Below are 21520 nucleotides of genomic sequence, written 5' to 3' on the forward strand. Positions count from 1 at the left end.
TTTTAGTCTATTTTAGAGCTTTCTGTGGTATTCAGGTAGTCTTCGAGCATTTTCACCAGTGCCTGTTCGCGTTCCAGGCTCCTGTAGATGTTAAAGTAAGTGACGCCGGCAGCTCCCAGCGCCAAAGCGATGAGTGCTGAAAAGGGCTTTATCAGTTCGATGAAGGGCGCCTGCGACAAGAGGAGCAACAGGGCAATCCCACCGATAAAAATGCCGAAGAGGCATAGCGTCAGCCAGTAGAGAGGCATGAGTTTAAAGCGCCCTTCTACAAGGCTGTCGTTGCCGTCTCGTCTAATGCTGGCGCAAAATCGCCGATAGTTGTAATATTTTAGTCCTGTTCGCGTACGTAAAAGCTGCGTATGGTCCGCTACCCAAAATCGCCGTGTGCAACTGTCGACGCAACCGATGTAACCGAGACTACGGCTGAAGCCGAAGGAATCTTCAATGAGAAACTTATCGAGTTTGGCACATACCAAATCCGGGGGCGCGGCAATGCGGAACTGAATCATAGGGGGCCTCCAATAGACGTTTAAAGTTTAAGTTGATTATACAGGTCGTCGGATGGCGTTTCAATAGGCAAAAGATTGAAGCAGCCGACTTTTTGTGAGATAATAAAAGTCGGGGTAAAAGGAGTTTTTTTAATGAGTGAGTTAATAAAGGCGTTTTTTTTAATATTTGTCGCTGAAATGGGGGACAAAACGCAAATTATGGCGATGGCATTTGCGACGCAGTATGCCGTTCGAGGCATCCTCGCCGGTGTTTTTATCGGGAGCTTCCTAAATCATGGTATCGCAATCGTTCTCGGAGCGCTATTTCTTTCAAAAATACCGGTAGACTTGCTTCAACTGTGTGCCGGAGCGCTGTTTATCTTTTTCGGTTTAATGTCTCTCGACATTGAAGAAGGTGAGGGCGATGCCAAGGCCAAAAAAGCAAAAAGCGCTGTGGTAACAGTGGCGCTGGCCTTTTTCTTAGGCGAACTCGGCGACAAGACGCAGCTGACGGCCATGACGCTTGGCAGCAGTTCGACGATGCCGGCGATGACGCTTCTGGGATCCAGCCTCGGCATGGTGGCGGTAAGTTCTTTTGGTATCTTTATCGGCGCAAAATTGGGGAACAAGATTCCCGAGCACTATATGAAACTCAGTGCATTTGCCGTATTTATGGTCTTTGGTCTTTCAAAAGTGTACACGTCCGCCTATGTGACGGTTGCTATCGGCAGTGTGGTGGCAGTGGCGATAGCAGGGCTTTCGGTGCACAGAGGGCTGCGCTTTAAGAGGCAGCTTCAGACAGTGCAAGCTTCTGCACTTAAATCCGGTGCGATGCGTTTAAAGGCCTTTCGCGAGGAAATCAAAAGAGATGTCGATGCGTTGTGTAAAAACTGCAGCGCCTGCAAGAGCGGCGGCTGTATGGTGAAACACGTACAGCTTATTTTGGACGACGTTCCGGAGCTCAATACGCTGGTTAAGGTGGATTTAGAGGCGTTGGATCACGAGGCACTGGATCTCGAAAAAGCACAGGCAATCGAAGACAAAATCAATCAATTTTATAGTGAAAACCCCGATGTCAAACAAAATCACGAAGCGCTTCAACACGTACACGAGGCGATTTCACATATGTTGACGGAACATCATTAGGATAAGGAAGGTAGCAGTATGGCAAGACTATTTGGAACAGACGGCGTTAGAGGCGTTGCCAATGAGGCACTTACAACAGAGCTCGCAATGGCGCTCGGCAAATACGGCGCACATGTGATTACACGCGGTAAGAAAAAGGCGAAAATCGTCGTCGGTAAAGACACGAGACTTTCGGGGGATATGCTTGAAAACGCTTTGATTGCTGGAATTGTATCGACTTCTTGTGACGTTATAAAACTCGGTGTCGTGCCGACACCTGCTGTGGCGATGCTCGTAAGGGAACTCGGTGCAGACGCAGGCGTTATGATCTCGGCTTCTCACAATCCGGTTGAATTCAACGGCATTAAGTTTTTCGATGAAAAAGGGCTTAAATTGCCGGACGCTATGGAAGATGACATCGAAAGATGCATCGAGGAAAAAAAGGACATCCACATGCCTGTCGGCCTTGAACTCGGCCATATTTCTGTGTGTACGGAAGCGGAGAAGATGTACATGGCCTATGTGATGGACACGCTGGAAGGGGTGGATTTTAAGGGCATTAAAGTGGCGGTGGACTGTGCCAACGGCTCGGCTTTCCAAGTGGCGCCGCTGACGCTCAACGCATTAGATGCCAAGGTGTACAGCATTCATCACGAACCGGATGGCACCAATATCAACCGCAATTGTGGGTCGACGCATATGGACGATTTGTGCAAGTTTGTGAAGGTGGTTGAGGCGCAAGTGGGTCTGGCTTTCGACGGCGACGCCGACCGTTTACTCGCTATAGATGAAAAGGGCAATATGGTCGATGGCGACAAAATTATGGCTATCTGTGGAGCCCATTTGGCCGAGCAGGGAAAACTGCGCAACAACACCATTGTAACCACTGTGATGAGCAACCTCGGCTTCGACAAGGCCATTGAGTCCAAGGGAATCGCCTCGGTTAAGACGAAGGTCGGCGACCGCTATGTGCTCGAGGAAATGCTGAAGTCCGACTACTGTCTCGGTGGCGAGCAATCGGGTCATATTATCTATCTCGACTACAACACGACGGGCGATGGTCTTTTAACGGCTGTTCAGCTGTTGAAGGTTATGAAGGAAACGGGCAAGCCGCTTTCTGAGCTGGCGTCTATTATGACGGTGTACCCGCAGGTGCTTAAGAATGCCCGTGTCGCCAACGAACACAAATACGATTACATGAACAATGAGAAAATCGCCGCGAAGATTAAAGAAGTGGAAGAGGCGTTTCACGGCAAGGGTCGCGTGCTGATTAGACCTTCCGGTACTGAGCCGCTGGTGCGCGTTATGATTGAGGGTGAAGATCAAGCGACGCTGGAATCGGTTGCCGATGAGTTGGTGGCATTAATTGAAAACGAACTTTAAGGGACGGTTCTTTTGTGCCAGAAAACACTAAAAATTAACATTTATGTATAATTAGGTGGCCTGTAACCGTTGGAATAGGGAGAACGCTCTCTCACTGTGTCGGTACGTCTCAATGGGGACGACAAGAGATGGCCGCCTGGTGAAAGGGTGTCCGGCGTCGTCGCATTACGGAAGGTGACAGCGGACAGATGCCTTGATAGGACAGCGCCCTGAAGGTTCAGAGGCGTTACAGTGTCGCAATTAGCGTCACAAAAGAACCGTCCCTTTGTATCGCTTGACCAAAGGGGACGGTTCTTTTGTGCCAGAAAACACTAGAATTTAACATTTATGTATAATTAGGCGGCCTGTAACCGTTGGAATAGGGAGAATGGTCTCTCACTGTGTCGGTACGTCCTAATGGAGACGACAAGAGATGGCCGCCTAGTGAAAGGGTGACCGGCGTCGTCGCGTTACCGAAAGCGACAGCGGACAGACGCCTTGATAGGACAGCGCCCTGAAGGTTCAGAGGCGTTACAGTGTCGCAATTAGCGTCACAAAAGAACCGTCCCCCCTTGAATAAAAGCTGCAGCCCTTCTTATGGGGCTGCAGCTTTTGGCTTTGTCTACTGAAAAGTCTGTATGAGGGCCTCGGCGCAGGCGTCGATGGATACGGCGCTGAGCGATTTTTTATACGTTTGGTTTTGGATGCTCTTGAGGTATTGCGGGTCGTAGTGTTGACGCAGGAGCATTTCGGTTAACTGGGCGTATTCTTCGGCCTCGTAACAAGCTTCTATGCGCTTTAAAACGTCTGGGGCAACGTAGGGCTTGAGTCGCGGTAAACTGGCCTCAAAGAGCGGTTTAAAGTTGTCGGCGATGGTGTATTCGTCGATAAGGCGCTTTACCCGTGTGTCTACCGGTGCGTTGAGTAAAACGTGTTGACCGCGTTTCATGTGCTCGAAAAACGGCTTGGGAATGTAGACTCTGCCGATTTTACGGCTTTCGGATTCAATGAAGCAATAGGGCTGCTCGAGGTGAATCAATTGCTCATACAGGGTGTTTTCAAATGTCTGTGGCGCTTGGTAACCGTCTGTGCCAATAGCGCCGAGATGGCTGCCCTTGTGATTGGCGGCGCCTTCTAAATCGACGACGGGCGCTTTACGCGCCTCCAGAGCTTTTAAAATCTGCGTTTTTCCAGTGCCCGTGTAGCCGTGTAGGACAATGCACTCGGGAAACTGAGCGTCCTCGAAGTAGGTGGTCACTTGTTTGCGGTAGCTTTTGTAACCGCCGTCCAGCCAATAGACGGGGATGTCGAGGCTCTTGAGCAACAGCGCAATAGAACGGCTTCTGTAGCCGCCGCGTGCACAATAAAACACGTAGCGGTGCTTCGGTTTTTCAGCTTTGAGGGTACAGAGCAAGTCGTAGTAGCCCTGTAATTTGGCGCTGCCGTATTGGAGCCCAATGCGTTTGGCGCCGTCGATATCGCCGTTTACATAAAGGGTGCCCACGGTCTGGCGCTCCTCGTTGGTAAGAATCGGTGCGTTGATGGCACCGGGAATATGGCCTTTTTCGAATTCAAACGGACTGCGCACATCGATATAGACGATGGCATCATTGGTCGGCTTGTAGGGTATTGCTGAATACATAATCATCTTCCTTTCTGTCTCCTATCATACCACAAAAAATCCAATGCGATAATCACTTTAAATCGGGTAAAGAAACTACAGGGAGGACGATTATGCGTTTAGAAGAGACTTGTCGACTAAAAGACGGACAACTTGTGGCAAAACATATCTACGACAGTGGGTTAAATGTCCTTGTAAAAAAAGGGACGCCTGTGACCTCTGCTGTCAAAGAGGTGCTTCAATCGGCGGCTATTCCATACATATACATCAACGACGCCTTGTCTGAGGGCATTGTCATCGACCCTATAATTTCAGATGACGACAAGTTTCAAATGGTGCGTTGCATGAAGAACATCTGTGACGGGATATTAGCCCATAGAGCGCATGTGACGCCACCGGGGCTTTCTTTTCTCTATGGGATTGAGGCCATTGCCGACCAACTGTTTAACGCGTTGGCATCCGGAATCGACAAAACCTATTACACCACGGAGCTATTGGGCGAACAGATTTACCACTACGACCATGCCATAGAGACTGCGTTTCTCGCCCTGTGCATTGGCGAGCGGATAGGCCTTGACCACAAGACCCTGAGGGCAATGGTCGTCGGCGCTCTTCTTGCAGATGTAGGGAAAATCCTCGTGCCGGATGCCCTTCTTTACAAGACGACGCCTTTGTCTGCAAGCGAGTACGACGCTTTAAAAGCCCATGTTCAGTATGGCGAGCATTTGACAAGGGCCTATTTTAACGTGGGTTCTTTTTCAGAGGAAATCATTTTGAATCACCATGAAAGGCTCGACGGCTCCGGCTATCCGAAGGGCATAGGCGCTTCTAAACTGCCGCTTCACGTTCGGATTGTGACGATTTGCGACATGTTTACAGCCATGGTGTCCGATCGCGTATACAATCAGAGAATTTCTGTAAGCGACGCTTTAACAGAACTGAGGAAACACGCGCCGCATCAAGTGGACATCGACAGTCTTCAACTCCTTCATCAAGTGGTGCAACTCTATCCTCAGGGGACTTTTGTTATTTTAAGCGATGGGCGCTTGGGCATCGTAAAAGCCGTGAACGCACATTCGCCTTCTCGTCCGGTGATTCATCTTATTGAAGGCGATGCCCTTGGAGCGGTTGTAGACCTCATGGACGACTTAACGGTTTTTATTAAAGAGGCGCCTCAATCGAGGTGTTGTTTTTAGTATTGTCATAAATTTATAATGCTATTACAGGCGGAGATGTGGTATAATGCCTAAAGATGGAGGTGATGCCATTTGAATGCGACAAGTGAATAAAAGCGCCAGAGCTGATGAAGTCATCAGTTGACGAGGGCGAGGTTAATCGAAAATTCGGCGGGTGCCTCGCGGTGTAATCAACACCGATAAACGCTATACAAATCCGGGAAGTGATTTCCGGGACAAAGTTAGCGGCTTGGTTCATGCTATAAGTGCGCCTATTTTGCACAAAGATAGGGGTATTTTTTATTTTTTGAAAACAAAGGAGAATTTATATATGTGTGGTATTGTCGGTTATATCGGGGACAATAAAGCCGTTCCTTATTTAATGAACGGTCTGTCAAAACTGGAGTACAGAGGGTACGATTCCGCGGGCATCGCGGTACATTTAAACGATGGCATCGAAGTGTTTAAAACCAAAGGGCGCCTTAAGAATCTAGAAGCCAAGATTGACGAACAAATGGCTACAACCGTGGGCATCGGCCATACGAGATGGGCGACGCACGGCGTGCCGTCAGAGGTAAACGCGCATCCGCATACCAACGGCAACAGCACCATCGCCGTGATTCACAACGGCATTATTGAAAACTATATGGAGATTAAGAACTGGCTGTCAGAAGACAAGCACATTGCGTTTAAATCGGAGACCGATACAGAAGTCATTGCGCACTTAATCGACATGTATTACGAAGGCGACTTGCTAGAAGCGGTAAACAAAGCGGTGCGACGCATGGAGGGCGCCTATGCCATCGGCGTCATCTGTAAAGACGAACCCGAGCGCCTTATTGCCGTGAGAAAGGACAGCCCGCTGGTGGTTGGTCTCGGCGAAGGGGAGCACTTTATCGCATCGGATATTCCGGCGCTTTTAAAGTACACGCGGGATATTCTGCTCGTAGAAAACGACGAAGTCGTAGACCTCAGAAAAGACTCGGTAACCATTTACAACGCCCTCGGACAGGTTCAAGAGAGAGCGGTGATGAAGGTCGACTGGGATGAAGACGCAGCGGAAAAAGAAGGGTTTGAACACTTTACCTTAAAGGAAATTCACGAACAGCCCAAAGGTGTCAGAGAAACGCTTATGCGTCGTATTAATGCAGAAGGTGATCTCGTGTTGGAAGGCGTGCATTTAGACGAAGACATGCTGAAGAACATCGACAGAGTTTACATCGTCGCCTGTGGAACGGCTTATCACGCGGGACTGGTGGGCAAGCGCGCTATTGAGCACTTTGCGAAGATACCGGTTATTTGCGATGTGGCGTCGGAGTTTAGATACCGCGATCCGTTTATCGATGAGAAGACGCTGTTTATCGCCGTATCTCAGTCCGGTGAGACGTTGGATACGCTTCAGTCGTTGAGAGAGGCAAAGCGCAGAGGTGCGCGTATCTTGAGCATCGTCAACGTGGTCGGCAGCTCTGTGGCGCGTGAGAGCCACGACCTCTTCTACACCTGGGCGGGACCTGAAATCGGTGTAGCCTCTACAAAGGCGTTTACAACTCAGCTCACGGCGTTTTATCTGTTGGCATTACACTTTGGTCGACTGAACGGCAATCTCTCAGTAGAGCGCTACCACGAGGTCATAGAGGCGCTAAAAGAGATGCCTGCGCACATACAGAGCATTCTCGACGAGAGCGAGCAGATTCAAAAGCTGGCCGCTGAACAGTTCAACAACGAAAAGGTCTTCTTTATGGGCAGAGGCATCGACGCCGATTTGTCGCACGAGGCCTCTTTGAAGCTCAAGGAAATTTCGTATATCAATTCGTTTGCCATTGCCGCCGGGGAGCTCAAGCACGGGACGATTGCCCTTATTGAAGACAATACCTTTGTGGTAGCACTGGCGACGCAAGACCGCTTGTACGATAAAATGCTTTCCAATATCACGGAAGTTATGGCCCGTGGTGCCCATGTTTTTGCCGTGGCCAAACGCGGTCACGAGAAAGTGCACCATACGGCAGACGAAGTGTTCTACATTCCCGTTGTGGAAGACATGTTGACGCCGATTTTAGCTGTGGTACCGATGCAACTCTTTGCGTACTACGTGTCTGCGCTCCGCGGCAACGATGTAGACAAGCCGAGAAACTTGGCGAAGAGTGTGACGGTGGAGTAGAGAGCAGAGACTGGAAGTAGAATAAATGTAGAGCGGCATCTCCATAGAGTTGCCGCTTTTCTTATGCGCTCTAAACAGTCTAGAAATTTTATGGTATCATTAACTGTCGGTGAAGTGCATGCGTGTTTGAAATTACATAGCGCTGAACGCCCTTTAGAAAACAAAATGGAGGATAAAAAGATGGATGTCAACCTCTTGCTTTTTGACGGATTTGAAACCTTAGACGCCTTTGGCCCGATTGAAATTTTGGGACGAATAGAGGGCTTTAAGCTCACTTATTGTTCTCATTTTGGCGGGACAGTTGTATCGGCACAGGGAGCTCAGATAGCGACGAAATCTATTCTAAATGCAGATAAAAAGGGGATTTTGGTAGTCCCCGGTGGCCGTGGTACAAGGCAGTTGGTCGACGACGCGGCCTTTTTAGCTCTGCTAGAGACTCTAGCGAATCAGGCAGCTTATTGCTTATCGATTTGTACAGGGGCTGCACTCCTAGCGAAATGCGGCGCTTTAAACGGAAAAAAGGCGACGTCCAATAAGCGCGCCATGGCATGGGTTAAAGCGACTAGTAATCAAGTGAACTGGGTTGACAAAGCGCGCTGGGTCATCGACGGCAAATACTATACGTCTTCCGGTGTATCGGCCGGCATGGATATGGCATTGGGCTTTGTCAGCGATTGTTGTGGTAGAGACAAGGCCGAGGAAATCGCGACACTTATTGAGTACGTTTGGAACGACGATTGTACAAACGATGATTTTGCACTGAAGAGACTTTAAAAGAGATTTGAGGCGCTGCTTTAATCACAAAGAAGAAATTGAGCGCGCAATGGGAACCCCACTTGAGTGGATGGAACTTCCCACTAAGAAAGCGAGTCGAATAAAACTTACAAAAGAGGCCGATTTTTTTAACAGGAAGGACTGGACGCGACAGTTCAACTGGATAAAAGAGCATGCGGAGTTGTTTGCGGAGACTTTTATTAAGTATGTCAAATAGCTTTTAAAACCGTTCATTGGCCTACTGAACTTTATTTAAAAAGGCCGCCTTCATCCGTACGGGTTAAAAGTCGGAAAAACAATTTGTCGGTCTAAAACCCGGATTTTTATTTGTAAGGGTTTTGAGCCGGAAAAACATTGGCATAACAAATGAGATATGGTATTCTGTGTATAAAAGGGGGTGCGGTGTGAAAGAGATGGATCAAAAGCTTCATGTTGAAGCCCTTAAAACGCGATTTAAAGCGTACAAGACCATCGCTGTAAAAGATTTTTACACATTTTATGCCGACGTATACGGCGATATTAAAAAAAGCACAGTACATTGGTACATTTACGAACTGAAGAAACAGCACGTGATACGAAATGTGTCGCGTGGACTGTACGTTTTGGAAGAAGAGAATTCGGCGACAAACAGCACCTATATGGTGGTGACGCTGGACATCGTCAAGTCGTCGACTTATGACCCTCAGACATTTGATGCGACTTTAAAAGCGCAGGTGAACGCATTAAACGCCGCCATAGAGACCACTTTTGAAACCGAGCGGCAGTACCATGTTTCACAGGGCGACGAGCTCCAGTTGCTCATGCCTTTAAGGCCTGACATCGGGCGGCTTTTGTTGCTGACCTTTAGCTACTTACAGCCGTATGAAGCGCGGTATGCCATTGGCATCGGCGAAGTGGACGGTGCGATAAAAGAGAATTCTTGGGAGATGAACGGGCCAATTTTTTGGAACGCAAGGGACCAACTGGCTGAGCTGAAAAAGAGCGCACATTACGACGGTCGCGTGGCAACCGGTTACAGCCACACGGACAGCGTGTGCAACGGGGTATTGCCCGTGGTACACAAGGCGCTTGAAAAGATAACCGATAAGCAGTGGGCGGCCATGCGCTATGCCCTTGAAAACGTTGAGCCATCGGCGGCATATCAGGCGCTTAAAATTAGTCGTTCAAGTTATTACGAACGTTTGAGCAGCGCCAATATGGAGGAACTCTTGGAAGCGTACAGCGCGCTGTACACATTGGTGACGGCGAGAAAGGCGGTGGGGTAATGCTGGTGATGGTGCTTTTGTTCGCACATGTTTTGTCGGACTTCGTCTTTCAGACGACGCAAATGGTACGTGAAAAATCACAGCTGAATCCAAGAGGTTTTCTCAAACATGGGGCAGTGCTCTTTTTCACGGCGTTGCCGGTGATTTTTGTAGCGTATCCCAGTGAGATTCTATGGCGCATAGCCCTTGTGTCGGTGCTGCACATTGTGGTGGATATCGTTAAAGAGGGCCTGCAAAGGTGGGGAGAACAGCGACGGGCACCGGAAGTTGCTAGAGCACTCTTGTTTGCCGCAGACCAAGCGGTGCATATTGCGCTGATTTTTATCGTCGCACGCGGGGTGCCCATTCGGTACCATGCGGTAAACGCCTATTTTGTCGAGACCTTCTTAAACGGCAACGGGGTGTCTTACGAAGAATTCAAAGCGGGCTTTATCGTCCTCTATACGGCGCTATCGGGGATTTACTTTGTGCCGCTCTTGTTCGACATCGCCTACCGAAAAGTTCCGGACTACGCCGCCAAACTCAACGACCAATTGAAAGTGGACCTCGTCGAGGCCGACTACGACTTTATTGACGAAGTGAAGACCGGCAAATGGATTGGCGTGTTCGAGCGCTTCTTAATTGCTGTGTTTCTATTGGCCGGACAACTGGCTTCAATTGGATTTGTCGTGGCACTTAAATCTTTAGCGCGCTTTAAAATGATGGCGCATAAAATCTTTGCAGAGTACTTCTTACTGGGCACTTTGTTCAGTGTCGGGTATACCTTTATCTTGTACGCTGTCTTTCAAAAACTTCTATAGAAAAGGCAGGTTAACAGATGATTAGAAAGTATGAAACAGGCGATTTGGAAACCGTTATGGCCATTTGGCTAGAAACCAATTGTTTAGCACATCCCTTTGTGGCGCGTTCGTATTGGACGGGGCATTTTGAAGAAGTTAAAACTCAGCTCCCTCAGGCGGAGGTGTACGTCTACGAAGCAGACGGCGAAGTCGTGGGCTTTATTGGTCTAATGGACACTTACATCGCCGGAATTTTCGTGCGGGAAACCCACTGGGGAAAAGGCGTGGGACGCGCACTTCTTGAAACGGCAAAAGCACAAGTGGACACGCTGACGCTCAGTGTTTACAAGGCCAACGAAAAGGCCTATCGTTTTTATTTAAAAGCGGCTTTTCAAACGGTGGCCGAGCGACCGGATTTAGAGGCGGGGGCGGTAGCCGTTGAAATGGTATGGAAAAAGGAACCCCCTCGCGCAAAGGCGTGCGTGTCATCATAGAAAATCACATGAGAGAAGGAGAGCTTTATGAATCTTTTTGGTAAACTGGTTTTGTCACTGGTGTTGGCACTTGGCATCGTCAACCCTAAGTTGTTTTTAAAAGTTACAGAGTTTTGGCGTGTGACGCACACGAGGGAGCGTTCTGAGATGGCGCTCAAAATGACGCGCATCCTTTCGGCGGTGGCCCTTATTTTCTTTTGGGTGATGCCGCTGGTGTACAAGTCTTAATCCTCTATAGAACGCGAGGTGATGATGCGAGGGATTAGAGTTTTAAGAACGAAGACACTTGAAGGGTACCTATTGAAGACCTCTTGGGCGAGTAACAAGACAGTGGGCTTCACTTTAATTTACGACTGCAGAAGGCCGAGCACTTTAAACGACTTCCCCTACTTGACTGGGATTGAAGATCGAGAAACCTTTGGTCGAGCCAACTACATTAAAGTGTGGCACATGATCAGTCCATCTATAGACAACTCGGCAGTGCTTAGTGAACTGGAGGTCATGGTAAGTTGTCTTTTAGAACCACTTGAAGGTTGTCACTGGAATATGGAAAAACAGGTTGTGACAGACCGCCATCTGAACCACATGTCTCAGTCGAGAGCGATTATGTTCGAGTTCTTTGAAGCGCTACTTAAATCAGAGGGGTGCGAAGAGGTGCTCAAAAAGGTCACAGACGATTCGTATAAATATTTATCACAAGATTGATAAGATAAAAAAGACGCCTACAAGTGAGCACTTGACGGCGTCTTTTTTCTTGAAATTTATCAGAGGCTACAGCTTGTGAAAGACCGGCTGCCGCTTTTCAAACGTACAGGCGTATTGGAAGCCCAGTGCTTTTAAGTGGGCGACATTTGCCTCATAGGCATGGGCGACATATCCGGTGGAATGGGCATCGCTGCCGAGGGTGATAATCTCTCCACCGAGGTCTTTGTAGAGCTTTAAAATCGGTGTGTCGGGGTTGTTGTGTCCGAGGTTGTATCGATGACCACCGGCGTTGACCTCGATGCCTTTGCCACTTTCAATCACCTTCTTCAGTAGCGTTTCAACATAATCTGAAAAAGCTGAAAAAGGGACATTTCTCGTCTGAGGGTGGTACCTCAGGTAGAGATCGAGATGTCCGAGAACGTCGTAATTATCGTATGCGCATATGTTGTTGAAGTACGCTTCAAAATACGTTTGAATGGCCGTTTTAGCAGAGCCGTCTGTAAAATGTGGGCTGAGGTAGACGTCTTTTTTTTCCAGCGTGTGAAGCGAGGCCAAAATAAAATCAAATGGATAAGCTTTGCACAGAGCGTCGTTTTTTTCTGCTGAAATTTCTTGAAGGCCGATTTCTGCCGCATAATGTAACTTGATAACGCCGTCGTACCGGCGATTAAATGCCTCGACTTGATTGAAATAAGCCGGCTGGTCAAAATCCCACTCGGTGGTGCGAAGCGATGGGTCGCTGTCGTAATCCACGTGCTCGGTGAAGGCAATGTGGGTTACCGATTGGTCGATTGCCGCTTGAAGCATCTCTTCCATCGGTGCTTTTGAGTCACTTGAAAAGTCACTGTGGACGTGAAAATCCATTTTAAACGGTTTCATAAAAGCCTCCTCAATTTAGACAAGTCGTTGGCATGTGTTTACGGATTGGCAGTAGGGGTAATAAATGCACGCCTCCACAAAGCCATTAAAGTTCCCTGTTTTTCTGCAACAACATTTGTTGTTAAAAAAGAAAAACCTCTAGCTTGTGCTAGAGGTTTGAATTGGAGCCGACGATGAGATTCGAACTCACGACCTACGCCTTACCATGGCGTTGCTCTACCTGCTGAGCTACGACGGCATTCTTTTGTTATTATAAATGATTTTTTTATAAAAAACAAGAGAAAATTCAGGTGATTAATTTTTTTTAATGTTCTAGCTGAAAAAGCCTTCGCCGAGGACTTCCCGCACGTTAGAGACCATCACAAATGCCTTAGGGTCAAGGGCTCTGACGTGGGTTTTCAATCGGACGAACTCTTTTTTACCCATCACCGACGTGATGATTTCTTTGTCGCTCATGGTGTAGGCGCCTTTAGCCGTGTAGATGGTGGCGCCTCTTTCGAGACTTTCCACAATATACTTTTGAATGGCAACGGACTCGCTCGAGATAATGGACACATTGACTTTTAGATTGAAGCCCTCTATGGCCGCATCGATGATAAAGCCGTTCATAATAATGCCGAGAAGTGCGTAAACAGCCAGCTCTATGCCGAAACTGAAAGCGGCGAGTGTGACGACGACGAAGTCCGCCATGAGCAGTGAGCGGCCGATATCGATGTTGAGGTATTTGTTCAACACCTTTGCTATAATATCGGTACCACCTGTCGAGGCGTTTTGATTAAAGACGATGCCGAGGCCCAACCCAGATACGAGGATGCCGGCGATTAAGTTGACGAGTAAGTCGTCGACAATCGGACCGTCTAGAGTGACGAAAGCGTCGAAAACGTATACCAGCCCTGTCAATAGGGCAGCAGCGTAGATGGTTTTCGCGCCGAAAGCCTTGCCGATGGTTAAAAAGCCGATGCCGAAGAGCACGACGTTGAGGATAAGCAGAGCGTTCCCAATGGAAATTGCGGGAACGAGCTTATGCGTAACAAGGGCGAGACCTGTGATACCCCCAGTTGCGAGGTTCGCCGGAATAAAGAAGAGACAGATGCCGGTAGCGACCAGCAGTGCCCCAAGTGAAATCAGCAAGTACGATCGTATATTCTTCATGAAACACCTCCAATGATGCAATCTGATATTATTATACGTTTCCGAACATAAGGCGTCAATTGATGTTACAAGCTTTTTAATATATGGTATACTGTATAATCGATGTGTCGATAGAATAATAAGAAGGTGAAAAAAGATGATTAAGAAATTTTTAAAATTTGTAGAAATTCAGACAAAAGTCGCAAGTGTCCTGCCGTTTTTGATGGGGACGTTGATGGCGGCTTATTCCGGTGTTGAGCTCGATGCGATTAACGCGCTGTTGATGCTGACGGCCCTGTTGCTCGTGGATATGGGCACCACAGGTCTCAACCACTATATGGACTATCAAAAAGCGGAACTTAAAGAAGGGTATCATTACGAAGTGCACAACCCCATGGGGGCAGGTGAACTGTCGGTCAAAAATGCGCAATTGGTCCTATATGCACTCTTTGGTCTAGCCGTTATAATAGGACTTGTTTTATTTGTTCGAACGGATTATATTGTACTTTTATTAGGTGCGGCTTCCTTTGGCGTCGGGATGCTGTATTCGCTTGGACCGTTGCCCATATCGAGAACCATTTTAGGCGAGGTGTTTAGCGGCAGCTTTATGGGGGGCATCATTCCGTTTTTAGCGTTTTATATCCACAGTTACAGCAAGCAACCTATTCGCGTACACTTGCAAGGCGGCTGGTTGACTGTTGCCTTAGCGCATCAGGTGCTCTTGCCTATCGCGTGGCTTTGCGTGCCGTTTGTTCTGCTGATTGCCAACATCATGTTGGCCAACAACATCTGCGACAGAGAAGAAGACATCGTTAACAAACGCCATACACTACCGGTGGCCATCGGCCGTCAGGCTGCAGTAAAACTTTATATTGGCAATGTCATAGCGGCTTACGCCGTGGTTTTAATCGGAGTATTGTGTGGGGTTCTTCCGACGGTACTGCTCGGCGTTTTTGTTTTGACGCCGATTGTCTACAGGCAGACCGAGCGCTTTGTAAAAGCACCTGTAAAGGGAAAAACCTTTGTTTTGGCGGTTAAAAATTTCGTTATGACAGCAACAGTTGTAAATATACTACTTTTTGTAGGGGTACTGGTGAATGAATGGATCGAACTCGGGGTATAAAAGCGAATATTACGATTTTTTAATGAGGCGCTTTTATAGCGAGGAGGGTTTGTATGAATGAGATTAAAGTTAAGAGAAGTATTAGAAAACTGGTCATTTCAATTTTTGTAGCAGTTATTCTAATCGTACAAATTTTAGTGGGGGGGCTCACTTATTGGCGGGTATCCGGTATTATTAAGAGCGACCAATTAAAAGCCACACAGGATGTGGGCGATCAGATAGCCATGTCTATGGAAAGCTATTTGTCGGGCTATCAGGGCATTGTCGAAGCGCTTTCTAAACAGGCGTTGCTGGCGGATCCGGCGATAAACGAACGCGCTATTTTAGAAGTCCTCGACAGTTATGCGTCGAGCAACGACGGCATTTTCTCCATCTATATGGGAACGACAGCCGGCAAGATGTTGGTGAAACCGGACGACGACCTCGGAAGCGACTACGATCCGCGGACGCGCGACTGGTACACACTGGCCAAAGACAGCGGTAAATTTGTCTGGACAGACGCTTATTTCGACGACACGGTAAACGCCATGATGATTACAGCGTGTGCACCGGTGTACAACGCACAGGGAAAATTCGCAGGCGTTATCGCCGCTGATTTATTGCTCGACACTCTAAACGATCAGACCAAAGATTTGAGAATCGGCGAAAAAGGTTATCCGATTACCGTGGATGCCAACAACATTATTATGACCCATGTAAACCCGTCAAAAATCGGCGAAGAGATGGATTCTGAAGTCATTAAAGCCGCTTTGGTTGAAGGCCGCATGGAGACCTTAGACTACACCAATACAGAAGATGGTGAAAAGCACAAAAAACTGGCTTCGTTCTCACCGATTGAAAGCGTGGGCTGGACTGTTGTTTCAAGCTTCTATTACGACGAAATTCAAGCGGATTTAAACACCATTATTACAAACATCGCCTTGGCGTCATTGCTCGGCTTTGTCATTGCCGTGATACTGGTCTTCTTGTTTACAAAGAGCTTTAACGATAACATCAAGCGACTTGTCGAAGCGATGAAAACCGCTCGTACCGGAGACCTCAGTGTTCATTCGGATATTCAATCCAAAGACGAGATCGGCGTGTTGAGCAAGTTCTTTGATGAAACCATCTCAGACCTTGGGAAGTTGGTAAACAATGTTCAGCAAGTGTCCGGACAATTGACGACGTCGTCGCAAAGCCTTGCAGCTACAAGTGAAGAAGTAAGTGCTTCTGCAGACGAAGTGGCGAAGACTGTTGAAGACATCGCCAAAGGGGCACAAGATCAAGCACAAGATGCCGAGCAGAGTACTTTGGTGGCGCGTGCACTCTCAGAGAAGTTCGTCAGACTCAACGAGTTCACAGACGAGATGCTGCTTTCTGCTAAGAGCACAACAGAGGCGTATGAAGGCGGTCTTAAATCCGTCGGCGACCTCAGCGATAAGAACAGAGAATCGATGGACGCCAACAAGGCCATTGAAACTGTTATTTTACAACTTAACGATCGCACACAGGAAATCGGCGGTATTTTGGATTCCATTTCGGCGATTTCAGTTCAAACCAACCTCTTGGCACTTAACGCCTCTATTGAAGCGGCGCGCGCCGGAGAGCACGGCAGAGGCTTTGCAGTTGTCGCTGAGGAAATCAGAAAGCTGGCTGAAGAGTCTGCCAATGCAGCAGAGCAGGTTAAAGAAATCGTCCTCAACATCCAACAAGACGGTGCTGAGTCGGTGAGCAGTATGACGACGCTCAAGACGATCTCAGAAAATCAAAACAGCGCGGTGAACGACGTTATCGGCGCCTTTGAAACCATTAAGTCGGCGTTCCAAAAAATCACGCGCAACATCGATGAAATCGGTCAGTCTGTATCGGAAGTTAACGAAGACAAGGAGCGCATCGTCAGCAGTATTGAGAACATCTCAGCTGTTTCAGAAGAAACGGCTGCCGCTTCAGAAGAGGTAACCGCTTCTATGGATCAGCAGACCTTTGCCGTGGAGGAAGTGGCGAAGTCCGCACAAGACCTCAACCAAATTTCTGTCCACCTCAATGAAGAAATCAGCAAGTTCAAAATCTAGTTGCAATTGGCTTTTAAATTCATTATAATGAGTAAGAACAACAGAACGTCAACAGGTGTCGCAAGACTTAATAGGGAATCGCTTAGCGAGCTGTCCCAGCAACCGTATGGCCGACGAACGCCACATACCACTGCGCAAGCGGGAAGGGTGGTCAGAGGATGAAGCCTAGCCGGTAGACCTGCCGTTGATGAACGATAGAAGTCTCCTGGGAAGTGGGATGGAAATGAAGCTGATACAGCCCGTTTTCCCTTTGGAGAACGGGCTTTTTACGCGTGAGAAGGCGCTCTTGAGACAAAGCGATTTTTAGAAAGGTTGCCGAGTAAAGCTCGGTGGTGAGAATCGACTTAAAACCTCGAGACGACGTCGGATGTTGTTGAAAAAAAAACAGACGTTCTCAGTGCGAGAGCGGATAATTACTAAGGAGGCTATAATGAAAAACAAACTGGTCATTGCACTGGTTGTGGTATTGGTTGCAGTAGGCGCACTTTTTGCCTACAATCAATTCTTCGGTGCAGAAACACAAGAGGGCTCAAAAGCCGTTACAGTTGAAGTGGTTATCCCGTCGGAAAACATCGATGAAAAAATGACACTTCACACCGATGCAGAATACTTATACGATTTGCTCGAAGAGAAGAAAGAAACACTCGGGACTGTATTTGACGAACAAGATTTTGGACCGATGCTCATCGGTATGAAAGGGTATGTGGCAACGCAAGAAAAGAAAGAGTTTTACCACATTTCCATCAATGGAGAACCCGCTATGGTCGGCGTAAAAGACATTCCGGTACTCGACGGCGACGTCTATCGGTTTGAGATTCAAAATTGGGAATAAAAACGAGAGATTTAACCCTCATAGCCATTTTATCCGCGGCGCTAACCGCGGGTAAGATGGCCTTATTTAGCATTCCAAACGTGGAAATTGTCACGTTTTTGCTCATTGTGTACACCGTTGTTTTTGGCAAGACGCGGACACTGCTTGCAGCGTTTGTGTTTGTAACCACCGAGGTGTTGTTGTGGGGGTTTGGGACTTGGATAATCGGCTATTACTTTATATGGCCGTTGCTGATTGTGATGGCGAGTTTGTTGTCGAGGGTTACGCGAAATGAATACGCCTATGCAGGGCTCTCGGCAGTATTTGGTTTCACATTTGGCTTGATGTTTGCTATCTTTGAGTCGTTTTTTTACGGCGCCGCCTACGGCTTTACGTATTGGATCAGCGGCTTGCCGTTTGATATCGTACACGGCGTGTCAAATTTTCTCATTGCGCTGTTTTTATTTAAACCCGTTGTGAGAACTGTTGAAAAAGTAAAACCGCATATGTAAAGAAAAACTCTAAACGCGTTGGTTTAGAGTTTTTTGCATTCTGCGAGCATTAAAAAATACCGTTTTTCAGGTAAAGGCTGTTCAATGGTGTCGCCAACTTGATGGTACATAGTCACCTGGTCGAAAATTTCGAGGCGCTCTAAAAATTCGGCCTCAGTGTATTGGTGAACGTGGTAGGGACAAGTGCACGGCTGGCCGACGCCTCTGCCAAATGGCGTCGAAATAAACAGCGTACCGCCGGGAACCAAGAGGTCGTAGAGCGTCTGAAGAAACTGCCTGTCGCCGTGAAAGTGCTCGATGGTTTCAAAGCTGATGATGACGTCAAAAGTGCCGAGCTTTGACGGCAGTGTTTTGTCCAGTGCGTCCCCTACGAGAAATTGGCGGTTTTCTCCCCCGTAGTGTTCAGTTGCGTAAGCGACAGTTGCCGCGTCGATGTCGACGCCGACGTAGCCGGTTACTTGGAGGTTGTGGATGTGGTCTGCGCCGTAGCCTGAGCCGCAGGCGATGTCTAAGACACGGCCCTTACAGTGAGACTTGACGAAGTCGTAGCGCGCTTGATGCTCAATGAGCATGCCGTTGGTCGGGCGCATATTTTTAGGGTACACCCGTTCCTCAAAACGTTTCATAATAGGTCCTTTCGTTACATAGTGATTAAGATTATATCAAAAAAGGCGCTTTCTTTAAATGCCCAATTGAAACCAAGGCGTTAAATGTGGTAAAATAATTTTCCACGAATTTCACCAGTGTCGACTTAAACGCGCGGAAATCCAAGCGATTTCCCTATGAGAAAAGAGGCAATGATGACTGAACGAAAACACCCAGAATTCGAGTCAGAGGAAGCGCGGCTCTCCTTTACAAGAGACTATATGCGCATGACCATTCACGCCACTGAGCAGTACAAAGCGCTCTACGGGCGGAACGTCAAAGAGGCCATGGCCGATCTCGATGTCCTGGACGGTTCGCAAAGCTACATCAGCATTATGTTAAACACGCGTTATATGGAGATGGCGGAAAAAAACTATTTGAGTTTGACGCGTTCCTATGACAAACCTTATTTTGCACGGATTGATTTTAGGGCAGACGGCAGTGACAAAATCGAACAAATGTACATCGGCAAGACGTCGTTGATGAAAGAAGACGACGATTTGCCGATTATTGTCGATTGGCGCGCGCCGATTGCCAGTGTTTATTACGAGGGTCGACTCGGTGAAACCACTTACGATTCGCAAGGGGAAACGTATGGCGGCGAACTCCTGCTCAAGCGCCAATACGAGATTGAAAAAGGCGTGCTCAAGCGGTATATGGACATCGACATCGCCACCAACGACGCTTTGCTGCAGGCATCACTGAATGCAGGTGCCGACAACCGGTTAAAAGATATTGCCACGACGATACAGGCGGAGCAGAACCGAGTGATACGGGCAGATATGCGCAAGCCCCTGATTGTACAAGGCGTCGCCGGCAGCGGCAAGACCACTATAGCCCTTCATAGAATCGCTTACTTTATCTACACGTATCAGGACATTATACGGCCTGAAGCGTTCATGATTATGGCACCCAATCACCTGTTCCTCAACTACATTTCCCAAGTGTTGCCGGAGCTCGGTGTGGAGAAAGTCGTCCAGACGACTTTTGAAGCTTTTTTTAGAGGGTGCACGGGCCTTCGAATGAAAATCGAGCCGCCGATGAAAAAACTGACGACTTACTTTGAGCGCGGATACGATACGGCGCTGTCGGTTTCAAAGTACAAGGGGAAATTGGCGTACAAAGTCCATGTGGAAGCGTACTTCAAAGCTTGCGAAGCGGCGTTTTTACCGACGGTGCCCTTTGTCTACGAGGGGCATGTGCTCATGTCTGCCGGAGAAATGAGAAAGCTCTTACGTGAGGATTTGGGACACCTGCCGCTATACAGGCGATTGAAGACACTGGAAAAAACATTGAAAATAAGAACGCAACAACAGTTTGAACGGCTGAGAAAACGCGCCGTAACACACTATGACGGCACCATTGAACACCTGCTCAGAACACTGCCACCTGACGAACAGCGACGGGAAAAAGTTGTGGCGTTAATGGACGAAAAGGCATCGCGGCTCCAAAAGTTGGACGCCGATGTAAAAACGCTGGTCAAAGTGTATATGCAGGCCTTTGAAAAAATCAAGTTGTTCGACCACTACAGGGCATTTGCCACTTTTCTTCAATCGACGCCCTCGGCGCCGGAAGCCGTGGGGGCACATCTTGAAGCACAGCTGAAAGCACGTCAACTGGAAAAAGAAGATATGGCGGCACTGATACTGCTCAAAGCCCTATTTTTCGGCGTAGACGGCGCCAGTGACATCAAGACGATTGTCATCGACGAAGCACAGGATTTCAGCCCCTTTGAAGTGGCCGTTATCCAAAACGTCTGTAAGACAGAGATGCTGACACTGCTCGGCGATGTGTCACAGGGGATTCACGCTTATAGAAGTATGGACAGTTGGGGAGAGCTCATCGGCGAAGTATTCCGTGAAGACCACGTGACGTATTTGACACTTGAACAAAGCTACAGAACGACTGTGGAAATCATGGCAGTTGCCAACCACATCATCGGCAAATGGGAAAACGCTGAAAAAGTTTTGGCAAAACCCGTTATTCGCCACGGAGAAAAGCCTGTAATTGAGTCACATGCGTCGGAACAAGCTTTGTATGACGCGTTGGAGAACGGACTAGCGGAATGTGTCGACGCAGGTTATCAGTCGATAGCGCTTATTTTAAAGACGGAAAACGAATGTAAAAAAGTATTGCAGGCGCTGAAAAAGCGCAAGCAATATGCACCTAAAATGCTAAAGGGTGACGAATCGGAATACGAAGCGGGAATGGTTATTTTACCGGCTTATATTGCCAAAGGGCTGGAATTTGACGCCGTGTTTATCGTATCGCTTGAAGAAGCGTATACACTGGATGCACTCGACGTCAAGATGCTCTATGTGGCGTCGACGCGCGCGATGCACCATATGGCCGTACACGCCCTGTCAAGCGTATTTCCCGAGCCTTTAAAAACGTATAGAACCACATGACAACAGGGGGAGAA

21 protein-coding genes, 1 tRNA gene and 1 riboswitch are annotated in these 21520 nt (G+C 48.1%); of the genes, 16 read left to right on the forward strand and 6 right to left on the reverse strand.

Features of this window, described 5'->3' with window-relative positions; translation table 11 throughout:
• Positions 1-2: 2 nt before the first annotated feature.
• Positions 3-509: a hypothetical protein gene (locus ACR6HW_RS14565; RefSeq protein ID WP_455728436.1), complete on the reverse strand. Its 507-nt coding sequence runs from the start codon at positions 507-509 to the stop codon at positions 3-5.
• A gap of 132 nt (positions 510-641) precedes the next feature.
• Between ACR6HW_RS14565 and ACR6HW_RS14570 the strand changes: the two genes are divergently transcribed.
• Positions 642-1634, forward strand: a complete 993-nt coding sequence (locus ACR6HW_RS14570) for a TMEM165/GDT1 family protein (protein WP_455728437.1) — start codon at positions 642-644, stop codon at positions 1632-1634.
• A gap of 18 nt (positions 1635-1652) precedes the next feature.
• Complete coding sequence (gene glmM, locus ACR6HW_RS14575) at positions 1653-2996, forward strand: phosphoglucosamine mutase (RefSeq protein WP_455728438.1); 1344 nt, start codon at positions 1653-1655, stop codon at positions 2994-2996.
• Between the two features lie 601 nt (positions 2997-3597).
• Here glmM and mnmH read toward each other — a convergent pair.
• Positions 3598-4617 (reverse strand): tRNA 2-selenouridine(34) synthase MnmH, encoded by a 1020-nt coding sequence (gene mnmH, locus ACR6HW_RS14580; protein WP_455728439.1) that lies wholly within the window; start codon positions 4615-4617, stop codon positions 3598-3600.
• 92 nt (positions 4618-4709) lie between these two features.
• On the opposite strand from mnmH, the gene ACR6HW_RS14585 reads away from it, so the two are divergent.
• From ACR6HW_RS14585 to ACR6HW_RS14625, 9 genes are all read left to right on the forward strand, one after another.
• Positions 4710-5792: an HD-GYP domain-containing protein gene (locus ACR6HW_RS14585; RefSeq protein ID WP_455728440.1), complete on the forward strand. Its 1083-nt coding sequence runs from the start codon at positions 4710-4712 to the stop codon at positions 5790-5792.
• Positions 5793-6102: 310 nt separating this feature from the next.
• Positions 6103-7929, forward strand: coding sequence for a glutamine--fructose-6-phosphate transaminase (isomerizing) (gene glmS, locus ACR6HW_RS14590; RefSeq protein ID WP_455728441.1), 1827 nt, complete (start codon positions 6103-6105; stop codon positions 7927-7929).
• Positions 7930-8109: 180 nt separating this feature from the next.
• Positions 8110-8703, forward strand: a complete 594-nt coding sequence (locus tag ACR6HW_RS14595) for a DJ-1/PfpI family protein (protein ID WP_455728442.1) — start codon at positions 8110-8112, stop codon at positions 8701-8703.
• A gap of 7 nt (positions 8704-8710) precedes the next feature.
• Positions 8711-8920 carry a DUF4268 domain-containing protein gene (locus ACR6HW_RS14600; protein WP_455728443.1) on the forward strand — a complete coding sequence of 70 codons (210 nt, stop codon included), beginning with the start codon at positions 8711-8713 and terminating at the stop codon, positions 8918-8920.
• Between the two features lie 196 nt (positions 8921-9116).
• Positions 9117-9968 (forward strand): SatD family protein, encoded by an 852-nt coding sequence (locus ACR6HW_RS14605; RefSeq protein WP_455730895.1) that lies wholly within the window; start codon positions 9117-9119, stop codon positions 9966-9968.
• Positions 9968-10768 carry a DUF3307 domain-containing protein gene (locus ACR6HW_RS14610; RefSeq protein WP_455728444.1) on the forward strand — a complete coding sequence of 267 codons (801 nt, stop codon included), beginning with the start codon at positions 9968-9970 and terminating at the stop codon, positions 10766-10768. The genes ACR6HW_RS14605 and ACR6HW_RS14610 overlap by 1 nt, the downstream gene beginning before the upstream one ends.
• 17 nt (positions 10769-10785) lie before the next feature.
• A complete protein-coding gene (locus ACR6HW_RS14615; RefSeq protein WP_455728445.1) occupies positions 10786-11241 on the forward strand; it encodes a GNAT family N-acetyltransferase in 456 nt (151 codons plus the stop codon).
• A gap of 27 nt (positions 11242-11268) precedes the next feature.
• Positions 11269-11469 carry a DUF6199 family natural product biosynthesis protein gene (locus tag ACR6HW_RS14620; protein ID WP_455728446.1) on the forward strand — a complete coding sequence of 67 codons (201 nt, stop codon included), beginning with the start codon at positions 11269-11271 and terminating at the stop codon, positions 11467-11469.
• A gap of 21 nt (positions 11470-11490) precedes the next feature.
• Positions 11491-11946 carry a hypothetical protein gene (locus tag ACR6HW_RS14625; RefSeq protein WP_455728447.1) on the forward strand — a complete coding sequence of 152 codons (456 nt, stop codon included), beginning with the start codon at positions 11491-11493 and terminating at the stop codon, positions 11944-11946.
• A gap of 66 nt (positions 11947-12012) precedes the next feature.
• Here the strand turns inward: ACR6HW_RS14625 and ACR6HW_RS14630 are convergent, their stop codons facing one another.
• The 3 genes from ACR6HW_RS14630 to ACR6HW_RS14640 form a co-directional block, all read right to left on the reverse strand.
• On the reverse strand, positions 12013-12825 hold the full coding sequence (locus ACR6HW_RS14630; protein WP_455728448.1) for a histidinol-phosphatase HisJ family protein: 813 nt from the start codon (positions 12823-12825) through the stop codon (positions 12013-12015).
• 162 nt (positions 12826-12987) lie between these two features.
• Positions 12988-13063 (reverse strand) — tRNA-Thr (locus ACR6HW_RS14635).
• Positions 13064-13137: 74 nt separating this feature from the next.
• Positions 13138-13977 (reverse strand): YitT family protein, encoded by an 840-nt coding sequence (locus ACR6HW_RS14640; RefSeq protein WP_455728449.1) that lies wholly within the window; start codon positions 13975-13977, stop codon positions 13138-13140.
• A 136-nt stretch (positions 13978-14113) separates the two neighbouring features.
• On the opposite strand from ACR6HW_RS14640, the gene ACR6HW_RS14645 reads away from it, so the two are divergent.
• The 4 genes from ACR6HW_RS14645 to ACR6HW_RS14660 all read left to right on the forward strand — a co-directional run bounded on the left by ACR6HW_RS14645 (position 14114) and on the right by ACR6HW_RS14660 (position 18453).
• Positions 14114-15079, forward strand: a complete 966-nt coding sequence (locus ACR6HW_RS14645) for a UbiA family prenyltransferase (RefSeq protein WP_455728450.1) — start codon at positions 14114-14116, stop codon at positions 15077-15079.
• A gap of 53 nt (positions 15080-15132) precedes the next feature.
• Positions 15133-17130, forward strand: a complete 1998-nt coding sequence (locus tag ACR6HW_RS14650) for a methyl-accepting chemotaxis protein (RefSeq protein WP_455728451.1) — start codon at positions 15133-15135, stop codon at positions 17128-17130.
• Positions 17131-17165: 35 nt separating this feature from the next.
• A riboswitch (cobalamin riboswitch) is annotated at positions 17166-17330 on the forward strand.
• A gap of 230 nt (positions 17331-17560) precedes the next feature.
• Positions 17561-17962, forward strand: coding sequence for a DUF4430 domain-containing protein (locus tag ACR6HW_RS14655; protein WP_455728452.1), 402 nt, complete (start codon positions 17561-17563; stop codon positions 17960-17962).
• A complete protein-coding gene (locus ACR6HW_RS14660) occupies positions 17953-18453 on the forward strand; it encodes a hypothetical protein (RefSeq protein WP_455728453.1) in 501 nt (166 codons plus the stop codon). Before ACR6HW_RS14655 ends, ACR6HW_RS14660 begins: the two co-directional genes overlap by 10 nt.
• Before the next feature lie 23 nt (positions 18454-18476).
• Here the strand turns inward: ACR6HW_RS14660 and ACR6HW_RS14665 are convergent, their stop codons facing one another.
• A complete protein-coding gene (locus ACR6HW_RS14665) occupies positions 18477-19079 on the reverse strand; it encodes a class I SAM-dependent methyltransferase (protein ID WP_455728454.1) in 603 nt (200 codons plus the stop codon).
• A 171-nt stretch (positions 19080-19250) separates the two neighbouring features.
• Here ACR6HW_RS14665 and helD point away from each other — a divergent pair, with 171 nt between their 5' ends.
• Positions 19251-21506, forward strand: a complete 2256-nt coding sequence (gene helD, locus ACR6HW_RS14670) for an RNA polymerase recycling motor HelD (protein WP_455728455.1) — start codon at positions 19251-19253, stop codon at positions 21504-21506.
• Positions 21507-21520 lie beyond the last annotated feature (14 nt).

The organism is Fusibacter sp. JL298sf-3, assembly GCF_053842995.1.